General features: G+C 72.8%; 10 protein-coding genes and 1 pseudogene. 8 read left to right on the top strand and 3 right to left on the bottom strand.

All coding sequences use genetic code 11. The annotated features are described in order from the left end of the window. Positions 1-30 precede the first annotated feature (30 nt). On the top strand, positions 31-861 hold the full coding sequence (locus ACFC51_RS27650; protein WP_376369969.1) for a siderophore-interacting protein: 831 nt from the start codon (positions 31-33) through the stop codon (positions 859-861). A gap of 77 nt (positions 862-938) precedes the next feature. Beyond that, a complete protein-coding gene (locus tag ACFC51_RS27655) occupies positions 939-1,160 on the top strand; it encodes a hypothetical protein (RefSeq protein WP_376369971.1) in 222 nt (73 codons plus the stop codon). Positions 1,161-1,194: 34 nt separating this feature from the next. Here the strand turns inward: ACFC51_RS27655 and ACFC51_RS27660 are convergent. Beyond that, positions 1,195-2,366 (bottom strand): annotated as a pseudogene (locus ACFC51_RS27660) (serine hydrolase domain-containing protein). A gap of 225 nt (positions 2,367-2,591) precedes the next feature. On the opposite strand from ACFC51_RS27660, the gene ACFC51_RS27665 reads away from it, so the two are divergent. From ACFC51_RS27665 to ACFC51_RS27685, 5 genes are all read left to right on the top strand, one after another. After that, on the top strand, positions 2,592-3,704 hold the full coding sequence (locus tag ACFC51_RS27665; RefSeq protein WP_376531419.1) for an ABC transporter substrate-binding protein: 1,113 nt from the start codon (positions 2,592-2,594) through the stop codon (positions 3,702-3,704). 117 nt (positions 3,705-3,821) lie between these two features. Continuing rightward, the gene (locus ACFC51_RS27670) at positions 3,822-4,889 is read left to right on the top strand and encodes a Dyp-type peroxidase (RefSeq protein WP_376369976.1); all 1,068 of its coding nucleotides are present in this window, start codon (positions 3,822-3,824) and stop codon (positions 4,887-4,889) included. Then, a complete protein-coding gene (locus ACFC51_RS27675; protein WP_376370041.1) occupies positions 4,889-5,686 on the top strand; it encodes a family 1 encapsulin nanocompartment shell protein in 798 nt (265 codons plus the stop codon). The genes ACFC51_RS27670 and ACFC51_RS27675 overlap by 1 nt, the downstream gene beginning before the upstream one ends. A 125-nt stretch (positions 5,687-5,811) precedes the next feature. Further along, positions 5,812-7,158, top strand: coding sequence for a diaminopimelate decarboxylase (locus ACFC51_RS27680; RefSeq protein ID WP_376369978.1), 1,347 nt, complete (start codon positions 5,812-5,814; stop codon positions 7,156-7,158). A 178-nt stretch (positions 7,159-7,336) separates the two neighbouring features. Further along, positions 7,337-8,413: a pentapeptide repeat-containing protein gene (locus ACFC51_RS27685; RefSeq protein WP_376531466.1), complete on the top strand. Its 1,077-nt coding sequence runs from the start codon at positions 7,337-7,339 to the stop codon at positions 8,411-8,413. Positions 8,414-8,821: 408 nt separating this feature from the next. On the opposite strand, the gene panD is transcribed toward ACFC51_RS27685, so the two are convergent. After that, positions 8,822-9,247, bottom strand: coding sequence for an aspartate 1-decarboxylase (gene panD / locus ACFC51_RS27690; protein ID WP_376531421.1), 426 nt, complete (start codon positions 9,245-9,247; stop codon positions 8,822-8,824). 758 nt (positions 9,248-10,005) lie between these two features. After that, on the bottom strand, positions 10,006-11,613 hold the full coding sequence (locus tag ACFC51_RS27695) for a S8 family peptidase (protein WP_376531423.1): 1,608 nt from the start codon (positions 11,611-11,613) through the stop codon (positions 10,006-10,008). A gap of 661 nt (positions 11,614-12,274) precedes the next feature. Here ACFC51_RS27695 and ACFC51_RS27700 point away from each other — a divergent pair. Next, positions 12,275-15,271: a LuxR C-terminal-related transcriptional regulator gene (locus tag ACFC51_RS27700; RefSeq protein WP_376531426.1), complete on the top strand. Its 2,997-nt coding sequence runs from the start codon at positions 12,275-12,277 to the stop codon at positions 15,269-15,271. Positions 15,272-15,413 lie beyond the last annotated feature (142 nt).

Consider the following 15,413-nt stretch of genomic DNA (forward strand, 5'->3'; position numbering starts at 1 on the left):
GATTTATTTAGCTTAGGCTAACCTTCTTTCGTGTCGAAAACCCCCAGGCTCCTGCCGAAGAATCCCGGTCTGTTCCGTGGCGAAGTGGTGCGCAGCCGGCGCTTCTCCCCCTCGATGCAACGGGTGACGATCACCGGTGCCGACCTCAGCGACTTCCCGTGGCTGGGGTACGACCACTGGTTCCGCCTCTTCCTGCGCCTTCCGCATCAGGTCGACTTCGTGCTCCCGGAGCTCACCGGCGCGCGCTGGTGGGATCCGTACTACGCCATCCCGGAAGACGTACGGCCGCACTGCGCCAACTACACCGTCGCCGGTTTCCGCCCCGAAGCGGCCGAGCTGGACATCGACTTCGTCGTCCACTGCGGCCCGGAGGGTGAGGCCGAGGGCGCCGCGGCGATCTGGGCGTGCGCCGCCCTCCCCGGTGACCCGGTCGCACTGCTGGACCAGGGGCTCATCTTCGACCGCCCGGCCGACGCCACCGAGGTGCTCGTGGTCGCCGACGAGAGCGGACTGCCGTCGACCGCCGGAATCCTCCGCTCCCTCCCGCGGGACACCGTGGGACGGGTCATCCAGGAGATCCCGCTCGCCGCGGACCGCCGCCCGCTGGACGCACCGGCAGGTGTCTCCGTGACCTGGGTGGTCCGCGACGACACGACCGCGGTGCCCGGTGCCGCCGCCCTGGACGAACTACGCCGCCACGATGTCGTCGACGCGTCCGGTTACGCGTTCGTCGTCGGCGAGTCGACGCTCGCCACCGAGGGCCGCCGCCACCTCGTCCGGGCCGGGCTGCCGAAGGACCGCATCACCTTCTCCGGCTTCTGGAAGAGCGAGAAGAAGGCGAAGAAGCTCGCCCACGCCTGAGAGAGACGGGGCGAACGATCCGGGCGCCCCGTCTCCTGCGGGTGGCGCCCCGCGGAGAACCTGGGCACGGTGGAGGCATGAACCCGCCTGTCACCGTCCATCCGCTCGGTGCCGACGGCGGCCGCCGCGTCTCCGTCCGCACCGCCGGTGAGACACACATCCTCGGCATCGCCCACAACGACCGCGACGTCGTCGAGTTCCTCCGCCGCGCCGGCCTGGACGACCCGGAGCTGCTCCTTGACGACTCAGGCTGGGTCCGGTGGCGGGGCGGCCGGCCGCACGAATGGCTCGCCGCCTGAGGGCTGCCCCGGCCGCCGCGACCGGCTGCCGACTTCACATGGTCCGGCACAGGGCGTGGTCGACGAGGTCGCGCAGTGCGTCCTCCTGACGGGCGGCGGCCTGCGGGTCCGCCGAACGGCTGTGCGCGGAGACGGTGAGGGCCCGCCGCCCGTCCGTCGTGACCGCGGCGCGGACGACGTAGCCGAAGCCGCTTCCTCCATGCCCCAGATAGCCGCCCCCGCAGGACAGAGGTGTGAGGAACAGCCCCAGTCCGTCCTCCGTCCCTGCCGGGTGGCCGCCGTCGTGCGGCACCGGGACCGTGGCCCGCATGGCCGCGGACTCGGCCGGCTTCAGCAGACTTCCGTCGGTCAGTGCGGTGTAGAAGCGGTTGAGGTCGCGGGCCGTGCCGGTCATCGAGCCGTCCGCCCCGCTGTCGAAGGGGCGGTAGGGAATCGTGGTGTCGATCATCGGCCCGCCGGCGGTGAACTGCTGGTAGTCGGTCGTGTGCGGATTCGGCAGGTAGGGCCGGGTGCCGGGAGTGTCGGTGTGCTTCAGGCCGAGGGGGCGCAGGATGCGCCGGCGGACCTCCTCCTCCCAGGGGCGGCCCGTGACCCTCTCGATGATCATTCCGGCGAGCACGTAGTTCGTGTTGGAGTACGCCCAGCGGGTGCCCGCCGGGAAGGCGGGCTCGTGGCGCACGGCCAGGGCGACCAACTCCTCGGGCTCGTACGCACGCCACCGTTCGGCGAAGTAGGTCCGGGCCCCCGGGTCGGGAAAGACGTCGTAGATGTAGTCGGACAGCCCGCTGGTGTGTTGCAGGAGGTCGCGCACGGTGAGGCTCCGCCGTCGTTCCCGGCTCCGGACACGACCCCGGGCAGCACCTGCTCCACCGTGCGGTCGAGGGAGATCCTCTGCTCACCCACGAGTTGGAGCATCACGGTGGCGACGAAGGTCTTGGTCGTACTGCCCAGCCGGAGGTAGCCGTCCTTCGGGACCGGACGGCGCGTGGCGAGGTCGGCCACCCCGGAGCGGGCCGTCACGGTCCCGTGCGGGGTCTCCAGGCGAACCGCCACTCCCGTGACACCGGCATCGCGCAGCGCGTCGGCATCGTGCTGCAGGGAGCGCTCGCCGGCGGAAGGGGATGCGGCCGAAGCGGAGGCGAGCGGCAGGGACGACAGGGTCAGGGCGAGCACAGCGGCTGACAGGCGGGAACGGCGAGAGATCATGAGGGGAGGCTAGGAAACGGCCACGTCGGGCAGCCATCCTGGAGGCCCCCTGGCGCGAAGGGGGGCGGGCCGGATGGACGGGACGGCGGGATCCGGTGCGGACAGGAGGCCCCGGGGCCGCTGACTGCGGTTCGCCGGTGGGGAGTTACTCTCGGCTCCACCGACGCTCACTCCGCGGTCCCGGCGACGTACGGCCGCAGCACCTCACTCGGGAGAAACCGACGCATGACCACGCCACCCATGCCGCCCGCAGCCGAGCGGTCCGGCGCATCGCCCGTCCGGATCGGCGCGCTCGTCCCGCTGACCCGGCCCGGTTGGGCCGAGGCGGGTCGCCATCTGCTGGCGGGGATCGAGTGGGCGGTCCAGGAGTGCAACGACGGCGGCGGGATCGACGGACGTCCGCTGGAACTGCTGGTCCGGGACACGGCGGCTGATCCGGAGAAGGCGACGGCCGCCGTGGACGAACTGGCCCGGCTGGGCGTGGCCGCCCTCGCCGGGGAGTACCACAGCGTGGTCGCCCGATCCGCTGCGACCAGGGCCGATGCCCTCGGCCTCCCGTTCCTCTGCTCGTCAGCGGTGCTCGACGCGCTCACCGGACGTCCGACGGAGTGGGTCGCCCGCCTCCCCCCGCCGCAGTCCCGAGGGTGGCGGGTCTACGCGGACTTCCTGCTCGGCGCGGGCCACACCCGCGTCGCCGTCGCAGCCGAACCGAGTGTCTACTGGGCGGCGGGGGCCGGCATCCTGCGGGAATGCCTCGCTCCGCGCGGCGGCAGCGTCGTCGCACTCGACATGCGAGGGCTCACCCCGGCACAGGTGTGCGACGAGCTCGTCGCACACCGTGCGACCGCGCTCCTCCTGCTGGTCGGCCATCCGGATCCGGCACTGCCGCTTGTCAGGTCCGTCCGCGACGACCGTCGGCTCGCCGGGATCCTGATCGGCGCCCCGGCCGGGCAGCCCGAGCTCACCTCCTGGGCGACGGAGCTGGGTGTCGACGGCGCCGCGGTCCCCTTCCTGCGCTACCTGCCCGAGCACCTCGGCGCTCTCGGACTCCGTGTCGGGGCGGCGCTTCGTGAGCGGCTGGGCGAAGCGCCCTCCTTCGTCGCCTTCGAGGGCTACGACACGATCACCGTCCTCGCCGGCGTGCTGCGGTCCTCAGGCGGGGACCGGGCGCGCACCGCCGCGCACTGGCCGCGCGTCTCCGTGGAGGGCACCCGCGGGCGGATCCGGTTCTCCCGCACGCCGGGCGACAGCGTCTGGCAGTGGGCCGCGGCGCCGGTCCAGGTCGTCGACCGGGACCCGGCGGACCCCGGGCGTTTCAGGATCCTCCACAGCGGCTGAGAGAGGCCCCGGGCGACGACGGGCCCGTCGTCGCCCGGCCGGGCCGGTCCGGGGTGCGACCGGAGGCGTGGTGTGGATAAGTGGCAGGGAGCCCTGTCCACCATCCACGGAGTGCACATGTCCGAGGCCGTACCGGATCCCGTCGTGGTCCAGCCCGTCGTAGCACCGCTGACCAGTGCAGCGGTGGTTCTGGTCGCGACGATCAATCCGGGCGGCGAGGGGGCCGTACGCGAGGTGCTGCCCGACCTGGCGGCGTTCGCGCGGTCGATCGGCTTCCGGGTTCCGAGCGCCGGGCTGGCCTGTGTGACGGGCTTCGGCTCGGACGCATGGGACCGACTGTTCGCGGGTCCCCGACCGGCGCACCTCCACCCGTTCGAGGAGCTGCGGGGGCCCGTCCACGCGGCCCCGGCCACGCCGGGAGACCTGCTGTTCCACGTCCGCGCCGAACAGATGGACGTCTGCTGGGAGTGGGCCTCCCACCTGCTCGGACGGCTCGCCGGCGCGGTGAAGATCGTCGACGAGGTCCACGGCTTCCGCTATTTCGACCACCGGGACCTGCTCGGATTCGTCGACGGCACGGAGAACCCGGTGGGTGACGACGCGAGGGCCGCGGCCCTGGTCGGCCGGGAGGACCCGCCGTTCGAGGGCGGCAGCTACGTCGTCGTGCAGAAGTACCTGCACGACCTGACCGGCTGGAACGCGCTGAGCACGGAGCAGCAGGAACGGATCATCGGCCGTACGAAGTTCAGCGACATCGAGCTCGCCGACGACGTCAAACCGGCCGACTCGCACGTCGCTCTCAACACCATCACCGAGGACGACGGCACCGAACGGGACATCCTGCGCGCCAACATGCCGTTCGGCAGCTTCGAGCAGGGTGAGTTCGGCACGTACTTCATCGGGTACGCGGCCGACCCGGGCGTCACCGAGCAGATGCTCCGCAACATGTTCCTGGGAAGCCCGCCCGGCACCCACGACCGCATTCTCGACTTCTCGACGGCGGTCACCGGCACGCTCTTCCACGCCCCGAGCGCCGGCTTCCTCGACGATCCCCCGCCGCCGCCCTCCCCCGCCGGGGCCGCGGCCGTCCCGGAGCCGGAGCCCGCCGAGGCCCCGGCCCCCGGGCCGGCGCCGGCCCGTGACGGTTCGCTGCGCATCGGCAGCCTGCAAGAAAGCGCCCCGTGATGAACAATCTGCACCGCGAGCTCGCCCCCGTCACCGCATCCGCCTGGGAGCAGATCGAGGAGGAGGCCAGACGCACCTTCAGCCGGCATGTGGCGGGCCGCCGGGTCGTCGACGTCAGCGACCCGCAGGGGCCGGAACTGTCGGCGATCGGCGACGGGCATCTGCGGGACATCGACCCGCCCGCCCCCGATGTGATCGCGCGGGCCCGTACCTCGACCCCGGTCGTCGAGTGGCGGGTGCCCTTCACGCTGACCAGGGCGGCCGTCGACGACGTGGAGCGCGGATCCGAGGACAGCGACTGGCAGCCGGTCAAGGACGCGGCCCGCACCTGTGCGTTCGCCGAGGACATGGCGGTCATCGACGGATACGCGGCGGCCGGCATCACGGGGCTGCGGGACGGTTCCTCGCACGCGCCGGTGCCGCTGCCCGCCGACGCACGGGACTATCCGGCCGCGGTGAGCCAGGCCCTGACGCGCCTGCGGCTCGCGGGGGTCGACGGCCCCTACCGCCTCCTGCTCGGCGCGGACGCGTTCACCGAGGCCACCGAGACCTCCGACCACGGTTATCCGGTGGCCACCCATCTGGCCCGCCAGCTCGACGAACCCATCCTGTGGGCGCCCGCCGTCACCGGTGGGGTCCTGCTCTCCACCCGCGGCGGCGACTTCGAGCTCTGCCTGGGACAGGACCTGTCCATCGGTTATCTGGACCACGACGCGACGAGCATCCGGCTCTACTTCCACCAGGCCTTCACCTTCCGCATGCTGACGCCGGAGGCCGTGGTCCCGCTCATCGCCTGAACGCACCGACCTGCGAGGCTCCCATCAACGACACCCGCCGCACGCCACCACCGGATCCCGCGAGGGCCGAGGACTCTCCCCTCGCCCCCCGCTCCGCCCGGTTCGCCGAGGCGCTCCGCCTCGCGGTGGAGGAGGGGCTGCTCGGCGAGAACCGCCCCCTCGCCGGCTTCCTGGACGCGGACGGGATACGCGACTCCGTCGTCGCCCTGCGGGACGCCTTCGCCGCCGGGCCGGACGTCCAGGTCCTGCACACCTTCGCCGCGAAGGCCGCCTCGCTGATCCCGGTGCTCCGCCTCCTCGCGGAGAGCGGCATGGGCTGCGAGGTCGCCAGCCCCGGTGAGCTGAGGCTCGCGGTCGAGGCGGGTTTCCCCCCGGCACGGATCGTCCTGGACTCCCCCGCCAAGACCCGGGACGAGCTGCGGCTCGCACTGGCACTCGGTGTCGCGGTGAACGCGGACAGTCTGGGTGAACTGCGCCGCATCGAGGGGCTCCACTCCCCCGGCTCGGCATCCGTCCTCGGGCTGCGGGTGAACCCGCAGGTCGGGGGCGGTTCCATCGGCGCCATGAGCACGGCGACGGCCACCTCGAAATTCGGTGTGGCCCTGCGCGACCCCGGCGCCCGCGAGCAGGTCGTGCAGGCGTTCGCCGACCGCCCCTGGCTGACCCGCCTGCACGCCCACGTCGGATCGCAGGGATGCTCGCTGGAGCTCATCGCCTCGGGCATCGCGGAGACGTACCGGCTCGCCGAGGAGATCAACGGGCGGCTCGGCACACGCCGGGTCACCGGGATCGACATCGGCGGCGGGCTTCCGGTCAACTTCGCCGACGACGAGGCCCGCCCCGCCTTCACGGAGTACGTGGCGGCGCTCCGTACGGCCGCTCCCGGGCTCTTCGACGGGCGGTACGACCTGGTCACCGAGTTCGGCAGATCCCTCCTCGCCAAGAACGGCTTCATCGGGGCACGGGTCGAGTACACGAAGGACGCGGGCGGACGCCGGATCGCGCTCACCCACGCGGGGGCGCAGATCGCCACCCGCACGGTCTTCATGCCGGATGCCTGGCCGCTCCGGGTCGGCGCGTTCGACGGGACGGGCCGGCCCCGGAGCGGGCCACCGATGGTCCAGGACATCGCGGGGCCGTGCTGCTTCGCCGGGGACATCGTGGCCCACGCCCGCGAGCTGCCCGAACTGCGGGAAGGGGACTTCGTGACCCTGTACGACACGGGGGCGTACTACTTCTCCACCCCGTGGGCCTACAACAGCCTGCCCCGGCCGGCCGTGTACGGCTTCGCCGGCGGGCCCGGCGCCATACGCTTCGCACCGGTGCGCGACGCCCAGTCACTCGACTCGGTGGCGGAGGAGAGCGGACTGGCCCACGCGGACGCGCTGACGGTCCTGCGGGCGCGGACCGGAGAGCGCACGGACGGTACGGCGCCGGACTCCGGTCCGCGCGGCAACCCGCCCCGTACGTAAGGCCGTTCTCATGGCATGTGTCATGTCGTGGGGCGACCGCGATACGAGCGGGCCTCTTGATCGTCTCCCCGGCGGCGCCTAGGCTCCCGTGCCCATGGACACGGGGGACCACCGGGGGCGTACTCGGGACGACGGGCCGGGCAGGTATCGCACGGCTGCGACTCTGCTGGCGGGGGTGATGGGGCTGAGCGTCGTGGGCGCGGCCTTCGTCGTGCTTCCGAGCGCCGTGGTCGACCATGACCTCGCCGGGGCGACCGTCGCCGCGCAGGACCGGTTGAAGGCGGTGAACGATGTCCGCACGACCCTTCTGCAGGTCATCGGCGGTCTGATCGTGCTCTTCGGCGCCTACGCCACGTGGCGGCAACTACGAGTGAGCCAGGACGGGTTGCGCGCCACTCAGGAGGGCTACGTCACCGACCGGTTCAGCCGGGCGGTCGACCAGCTCGGCAGCGACAAGCTGGACGTGCGGATCGGCGGGCTGCACGCCCTGTGGCGGATCGCCGAGCAGTCCGCCCGCGACCGGGAGGCCATCATCTCCATCCAGGCGGCCTATCTGCGGACGCACCTGCCCTGGCCGCCCGCCGGAGGACCGCAATCGCCGACGGCTGACGTACCGGTCAACGACATCGCCCCTCTGGAGACGCGGGCCGCCGACGCCCAGGTGGCGCTCACCGCGCTCGGCGTCCTGTGTCAGCACCGGGAGCAGTCCTGGGTCAATCTCAGCCTCACCGACCTGCGCCGGGCGGACTGCGACGGACTGTGGCTCCCCGAGGTCAACCTCGACCGCGCCTGCATGGAGGTAGCGGGGCTCTACCACGCAAACCTGACCCAGGCGTCGCTGGTATCGGTCAACCTGCGGCACGCCGACCTCACGACCGCCGTTCTCCGGCGGGCCAGATGCGCCCTGGCCGACCTGAGGGGCGCGAAGCTGGTCGAGACCGACATGCGCGATACCGACTTCACCGGCGCCGACCTCCGCGAGGCGAACCTGCGCAAGGCCGACGCCGCAGGCGCGGACTTCACCCGCGCCGACCTGCGCCTGGCCGACCTGCGCGGCACCGACCTGAGCACCGCCGACCTTTCCGGAGCACGACTGACCGGCGCCCTGGCCAGCTACCACACCCGCTGGCCCGACGGCTTCGACCACCCGGCCGCCGGAATCGTCGAGACCGACGACCCGGGCCCCGAGCCCTCGCCCCTGCTCCAGCCACCTTCGATGACACGGCAGGCCCCGCCGCTGCGGTCGACACCGTGACCGGGAGGTCCCGGTGGCGGGGGCCGGGCTCCGGCTCACCCCGCCGGCTGGGGTGAGGGCTCCGGCTCGGGTACCGGTTCGGGGTTGGGGTTCGGCGGCTGCGGGATCGGGTCGGGCGCGGGACCAGGAGGCACGGGGCCCGGCGGGACGGGCGGCGGGGAGGGCACCGGCGTCGGCGGCCCCGGCACGGGCGGGGGCGTCGGCGCGGGCGGTACGGGGTCGGGATACGGCTGCGTCATCTCGGTCCTCCAACTGCGACGAACGGGAGGGGTGGATCTTTTCTCCACCGTCTCCCCGTGCGGCTGCCCGCGCCTGCCGAGTCCATACGTACGCCTGTGACACCTGAGGCCGGCGCCCCCTGATCGGCCCAGGAACGGCTGAGGCGGCGCCGGGTCCCCGAGGCGGGGATCAGCCCTGCGCGGGGACGGCCTGCGGGCTGCGCTCCGTGCGTGTACCCGGCACGGGGGCGGAGGCGTCGGACCCCAGGGCCACGATGCGGTTCCCCGCGTCGACGTGCACGACGCTCGGCACGAGGGCCCGCGCCTCGGCGTCGTCGACCTGGGCGTAACTGATGAGAATGACCAGGTCACCGGGGTGCACCAGGTGCGCGGCGGCGCCGTTGATGCCGATGACGCCGGAGCCGCGCTCCCCCTCGATGACGTAGGTCTCGAGGCGGGCACCGTTGTCGATGTCCACGATGTGGACGAGCTCGCCGGGCAGCAGGTCCGCGGCGTCCATCAGATCGGCGTCGACCGTGACGGAACCTACGTAGTGCAGGTCCGCCTGGGTCACGGTGGCCCGGTGGATCTTCGACTTGAACATCGTGCGCATCATGTGAGGTACTCCTGGACTTAGGCTCCCTGCCTGCGTTATTGCAGGTCAAGGGCTGTTTTCACACTGTACAACGAGTCGTGGGTCCAGGCAGCTGTCCCGAAGTTCTTCAGGACTCGTGCTGACGATGTGCCGCTTTCATCACGCATCATCAGGTGTTGACCGGGGGCCTCGCCCGCCCCCCTGCCCCGCCGCGACGACCCCACAAGCCTACGCAGCACTCCCCCAGGATGCCTGGTGACCACCGTCACTCCGATGACACGGCAAGGTTCCCGCTCGCCACGGGCACCTGGGCTCCGTCATCACAGGAACCCTCGGAGCCGCGCAGCCCACCGGCAGGGCTTTGCAAAGGGATCAGCGGACGACTCCGTGGTCATCCCCTACAGATTCATGATCCGCAGCGGAACGCTCAGGCCGAGCAGCGCTTCGTGATCATTCTCCGCATCGTGTGGACGGACCGAGCACAGATCGGCCGCTCTCACCGGTAGCCCGTCACTTCCCGAGGGCTGCTCGGTGACCGGCCCTTCCGTCCAGCCTTCGCCGGAACGCCCGGGGAACTGCCGTTCGGGCCTCCAGAGCACGATGAGCCACTCCGCCCCCGCGCAGGGACTGGTCCCTCAGGTCATGACAGCAGCTGGCCCCGGTCCGTGGCCGGCGAATGACAACGGGGGCTCATGAAGGCGCCGCCCGGGCCTCGGGGAGCGGGGACGGGGCGGCGCCATGAGCTGTCGTGCCGTGCCGGATGTGTGAGGTGGCGCGGGTCAGAACTGGAGCGACCAGGCGTTGACGTAACCGGTGTCGTTGACCCAGTTGTCGGACACGCGCAGCTTCCAGGTGCCACTCGCGGTCTCGCCGGAGGCGTTGACCGTGTAGGTGGCCTGCACGTTGTCGGCGCCGTCGTTGCTGTTGTAGGTCTTCAGCGGGTAGGCGGTGCCGTCGGGGGCGATCAGGTCGACCTTGAGGTCTCCGCGGAAGGTGTGGCGGATGTCCACGGTGACGGCGAGGTCCGAAGGCGCGTTGCCGGTGAGGCCGGTGACCGGCAGCGGTGACTCGACGGTGGCGTTGTCGCGGATCTGGTAGTCGTCGGTGTTCTCGAACCTCTCACCGGTGGGCGGCGGGGTGGTGATGCCGGCCCCCGTGTACAGCAGCTTGTTCGGCGAGCCGGTGCGGACGTCGGTGACCTTGTCGGGGGTGGCGTCGGCGACCAGCCTGTCGCGGACCTGGGCCGGGGTCCATGTCGGGTTGGCGGCGAGCAGCAGGGCGGCCGCGCCGGCCACGTGGGGGGAGGCCATGGACGTACCGCTCATCGACTGGGATGCCGTGTCGCCGGAGTTGGACGTGGAGACGATGCTGTCGCCGGGGGCGAAGAGGTCCAGGCAGGAACCGTAGTTGGAACCCTGGCCGTTGGACCAGCCGCTGGCGCGGGCGTCCCGGCCGTTCGTCGCGCCGACCGTGACGGCCGACGGGGTGGAGGCCGGGGAGTACGAGCAGGCGTCGGCGTTGTTGTTGCCCGCCGCGACCACCCAGGTGATGCCGGAGGATATGGAGGTGGCAACGGCGTCGTTCACCGACTGGGTTCTGCCGCCGCCGATGCTCATGTTGGCCACGGCAGGCTTCGCCGCGTTCCTGGTGACCCAGTCGATGCCTGCGAGGACCGGGGCCCAGGTGTCGCCCGAGCTGCCCTGGCAGTTGAGCACGCGGACGCCGACCAGTCTGACGCCCTTGGCGACTCCGTACGCACTGCCACCGACGGTCCCGGCGACGTGGGTGCCGTGCCCCGCGCAGTCGGACGCGTTGCTGTCGTTGTCGATGAAGTCGTAGCCGCTCACCGCCCGGCCACCGAAGTCGCGGTGGCTCATCCGGATGCCGGTGTCCACGATGTACGCGTTCACGCCGGAGGCGGTGGTGCTGTAGGTGTAACTCCCGTCCACCGGCAGGTCACGTTGGTCGACACGGTCCACGCCCCAGGAGGGCGGGGAGGTCTGGGTGTCGACCGCGTAGGCCGCGGCATCGGCTTCCACACGGGCCACCGAGGGGTCGGCCGCGAGTTCCTCGGCCCGGGCCTCGGTCATCCTTACGGCGAAGCCCCGGAGGGCGGCGGTATAGGTGTAGCGCAGGCTGCCGGAGTGCCGCTCGGCCAGTGCCTTCGCGGAGGCGGGTACGTCCCCGCGCGGGACCGAGTCCTTGAAGGTGACGATGTAGGAGCCCTCGACCGCACCGGGGCGGTCGGCGCCGACGATGCGGCCTTCACCGCCGGACGGAGGTACGGGGGCCGCTGTCGCGCCCGTGGCCGTGGCGGCCCCGGCGAGCAGGGCGGCGCTGGCGCAGACGGCGAGTGCACGCCGGAGGACGCGGGCGTCGAACTCCATGGTTTCTCCCTCTTGTCGGTTGTGTGTGGGCCCAGGTACGAGGCACTGGGGTAGCGGGCGCGCCGGCCGGTTCGGGGCAGTCACCGTGGGCAGGGCGTGCCCGCACCCACGATCGAAATGTCAAGGTCATGACATGCGCCAAGCTGGGGCGTGGATGACGGTCGCGCGGCGCCTTCGGGTCACGGCGTCCACGGGTGGCGGGACGAGCGCAGTGCCGCACGGAGGGGGCCGCGCGGCACGGGCTCGGTCACACCGAACGGCTGGGGGTGTGCAGCCGTCCCGTATCCCGGTTCAGTCGGCCGGAACCCGCCTACGGTGTTGGTGATTTCGGGCTGCCCAGAGCTTCGGCCGTGCAGGAGCGGTCCCGCAATCCGTAGCGGTACCTAAGAAGTGACGGCGCGGACGGCGGCCCGGTGGCCCCGCCGGCCCGGACGACCTGGTGGACGTCCCAGGAGGGTGCCTCCGCACGGGCCGCCACGGACGGGACCGGGACCGGGTGAGGGGCCCGGCATTTCGTAGGTGGTGAACCCCTATTGCAGCTGGGGCGTTCGGCGGGGTAGACCACGTGCCCAGCGGAGGCCGTGGTCCGGCCGGAGAGCCGGGCCGGTCCACGGGCCCCGGTGCGCGGTGCGGGGACGAGTGGTCGTCGGGAGGCGGAGCCGTGGAAGCACGAGGTGCCGAGACGGAACACGGCGCGGAGATCACCGGCGGCGGACTCGTCGGACGGGTCGACGAGGCACGGCGGTTGCGGAGAGCTCTGCGGGACGGGCCATGCGTCGTGGTGGTGCGAGGGGAAGCCGGTACCGGCGTCTCCCGGCTGGTGGACGAGGTACTCGGCGGAGCAGAGTGTGCCGGGTGGACGCACCTGCGCGGGGTCTGTCCCGATGTGATGGACCCGGCGCCGCTGGGGCCCGTCGCCGACGCTCTGGCAGGACTGCCTCACCGACCGGTCGGCGCTCCCGGCCGAGCACTGCCCTCCGTGACCGGAGTCGTGGGACTCGTCGTACCCGAGATCGCCGACCGGCTGCCGCCACCGCCCGCGGCGGCGGCCGACCCCGAGGTGCGGCGCGGGCTGCTGCCCCGCGCGGTCCAGCGACTCCTGACGGCGATCGGCGACACCGTGCTGGTGGTGGAGGACCTCCAGCACGCGGACCCCTCGACGCTCGGCCTGCTGCGCCGGCTGATGGCCGCGATGCCGCCCCGGCTGCGGCTGGTCCTCACCGAGGACGCCGGGCCCGGACTGCCCGGCGTCGGCGTGCGCGTACCGGCGCGGGTGCGGGTCGAGGAGGTCCGTGTTCAGCCCTGGGTTCCCGGGGAGACGGAGGAGTTCGTCCGGCAGTGGCTGGACGCCCGGCCGGGGTGGACCGAGGAGCATGGTGAGGTGGCGGGGCTGGTGCACCGCCTGAGCGGCGGTCTGCCCGGGGTGGCCCGCGCGCTGCTGCAGGAGGCGGGCGACGCGCTGCGGCGGGCGGGTGGTGAGGGCGCTCCGAGGACTACGGGCGACACGCGGACGGGGCGGGCCGGCGGCGCGGGTGCGGCGGCGCAGAGCGGTGTCCGCGCCGGTGGGGAGGACGGCCCGCCGGCCGGGGCCGTGGCCGCCGCCGTACGGGAGGCCGGCGTCCCGCCGCGGGTGCGGCTGGAGTTCGCCCAGCGGTGTGTGCGGCTCGACGAGGACGCGCACCGCATCGTGGACGCGGCGGCTGTGCTCGACCGGGCTGTGCCCCTCGGCGTCCTCGCCGAGGTGGCGGGCATCGCACCCGAGCGAGCCGGGGCGGCCCTGGACATGTGCGTACGCGGAGCGGTCCTGCGGGCCGTCGGGCCGTACCCGGGCTTCCGGCACCCGTTGGACCGCGAGGCTGCACTGGCCCGGATACCCGGACCACGCCTGGCCCAACTGAGCCTGCGCGCCGCACGGGCACTGCGACGGGCAGGGGGCGGCCCGCTGCCGTTGGCCGACCTCGCCCGGCTGTACATGGCCGCCGGGCGGATACGCGAGAGCCTGCGCTGCCTCGTCGTCGCCGCCGACCGGGCGGCGACGGCCGGCGACTACTCCACCGCCACCACCCTCTACACCCAGGCCATCGTCCAGGACCCCCGCGCGGCGGGACGTGTCCACACCGCCGAGAAACTGGCACGCACGGCCCATCTGGCCCGTGCCGGGGAGGAGGTGGTGACCGCGGTACGGCGGGTGCTGGAGGAGGACGACCCGCCGCCCCGGGTACGCGGTGAGATCCGGCTGCAGCTGAGCGTCGTCCTGCGCAACCAGAGTGGAGGCGCCCTCGACAGCCTCAACGAGGTCGCCCACGCCATTCCCGACCTGGAGATGTCCGACCCCCAGACCGCGGCCCGCGCCATGGCCGTCGCCGCCATCCCCTCCATCAAGGGATGGGCCATCGGTCGGCACCAGGAGTGGCTGGACCGAGGTGAGGCCCTCGCCGGCCAGGTCACCGACCCGGTGGCCCGGGCCTCCATCGCCGCCAACCGCGCCACCGCCCTGATGCTGCTCGGCGACCACCGCGCCTGGGCCGCCGCGGAGGCGCTGCACGGGCCGGCCGCGACCGCCATCGAGGCCGCGCACCACACCCGGGGGTGGACCAACCTGGCACACGCCGCCACCGCCCTGGGGTACGACGGTCGGGCCCAGGAGTTCCTCGACCGGGCGACCGACGGGCTCGCGGAGACCAGCAGCCCGTACGTGGAGGGTCTCACCCAGACCGCGCGCCTGGTACTCGACTGGCACGGGAGCCGCTGGCACGGACTGCACGAGGCGGCCGGCCACACCGCCAGGCTCTACCGGGAGATACCCGACCTGACAGCCGAGGCCCTGCTGGTCCGGGGACTGACCGCCCTGCACGTCCTGGGTGACGTACCCCGCGCGCGGCGCGATCTCACGGACGCCACCCGCACCACCCGCTACGACACCGGCGTCATCCTCACCGCGTCCGCCGCCGCCATCGCTCGCGTCCATCTGGAGGCCGGACGGCCCGGGCAGGCGTGCGACGCCGTGGAGGAGACCCTGCACCGACTCGAGAGGACCGGCGGCTGGGTATGGGCCGGAGAGGTCGCACCGACTGCGGTGGAGGCCCTCGTCGGCAGCGGGCAGACCGCACGGGCTCGACGGCTGGTCGCGGACTTCGCCGCAGGGACGGCGGATCGTGACGCGCCTGCCGCCCGGACCGCGCTGACCATGTGCCAGGCAGCGCTGGCCGAGGCCGAGGACCAGCCGGACGAGGCGATCCGGCTGTGGGCGGACGCGGAGGCGCAGTGGGTACGGCTCGGCCGCCCCTTCGACGCGTCCCGGGCCGCGGAGGCCCGCGGGCGCTGCCTGCTCAGCCGGCACGGGGAGACGGCGGCCGGCGTCATCCAGGACGTGCTGGAGGCGTACCGGGAACTGGGCGCCCGCTGGGACGTGGCCCGCTGCCAGAGGCTGCTGCGCCGCCACGACATCGTCACCACCCATCGCCGCGGTCGCCTCGGCTACGGCGACGCGCTCTCCCCACGCGAGCAGGAGGTGGCCCGTCTGGTCGTCCAGGGGCGGGCCAACCGGGACATCGCCGAGAGCCTCGTCCTGTCCACGCGGACCGTCGAGCACCACGTCGCGCGGATCATGCGAAAGCTGAACGTCACCTCCAGGAACGACATCTCCCCGGTGGCCTGAGGACTGCGATCACCGCGCGTACGGCTCCCCGCGCCCGGGTGCGCGGCAGGGAATCACCGCGCGCAGCACCCGCCGGCCCTCGGTCGACGGATCCAGGACCCGGCGCAGCCCTGCCGCGCCGCCCGGTGTTCCGGGCGCCTCG

It is taken from the genome of Streptomyces sp. NPDC055962 (assembly GCF_042270185.1).
Lineage (GTDB): Bacteria > Actinomycetota > Actinomycetes > Streptomycetales > Streptomycetaceae > Streptomyces.

Bases quoted from the DNA above. Each gene is read 5' to 3' on its own strand.
- ACFC51_RS27655 (WP_376369971.1), top strand. From the start codon at position 939: ATGAACCCGCCTGTCACCGTCCATCCGCTCGGTGCCGACGGCGGCCGC.
- ACFC51_RS27665 (WP_376531419.1), top strand. From the start codon at position 2,592: ATGACCACGCCACCCATGCCGCCCGCAGCCGAGCGGTCCGGCGCATCG.
- panD (WP_376531421.1), bottom strand. From the start codon at position 9,247: ATGATGCGCACGATGTTCAAGTCGAAGATCCACCGGGCCACCGTGACC.
- ACFC51_RS27685 (WP_376531466.1), top strand. From the start codon at position 7,337: ATGGGGCTGAGCGTCGTGGGCGCGGCCTTCGTCGTGCTTCCGAGCGCC.
- ACFC51_RS27695 (WP_376531423.1), bottom strand. From the start codon at position 11,613: ATGGAGTTCGACGCCCGCGTCCTCCGGCGTGCACTCGCCGTCTGCGCC.
- ACFC51_RS27670 (WP_376369976.1), top strand. From the start codon at position 3,822: ATGTCCGAGGCCGTACCGGATCCCGTCGTGGTCCAGCCCGTCGTAGCA.
- ACFC51_RS27675 (WP_376370041.1), top strand. From the start codon at position 4,889: ATGAACAATCTGCACCGCGAGCTCGCCCCCGTCACCGCATCCGCCTGG.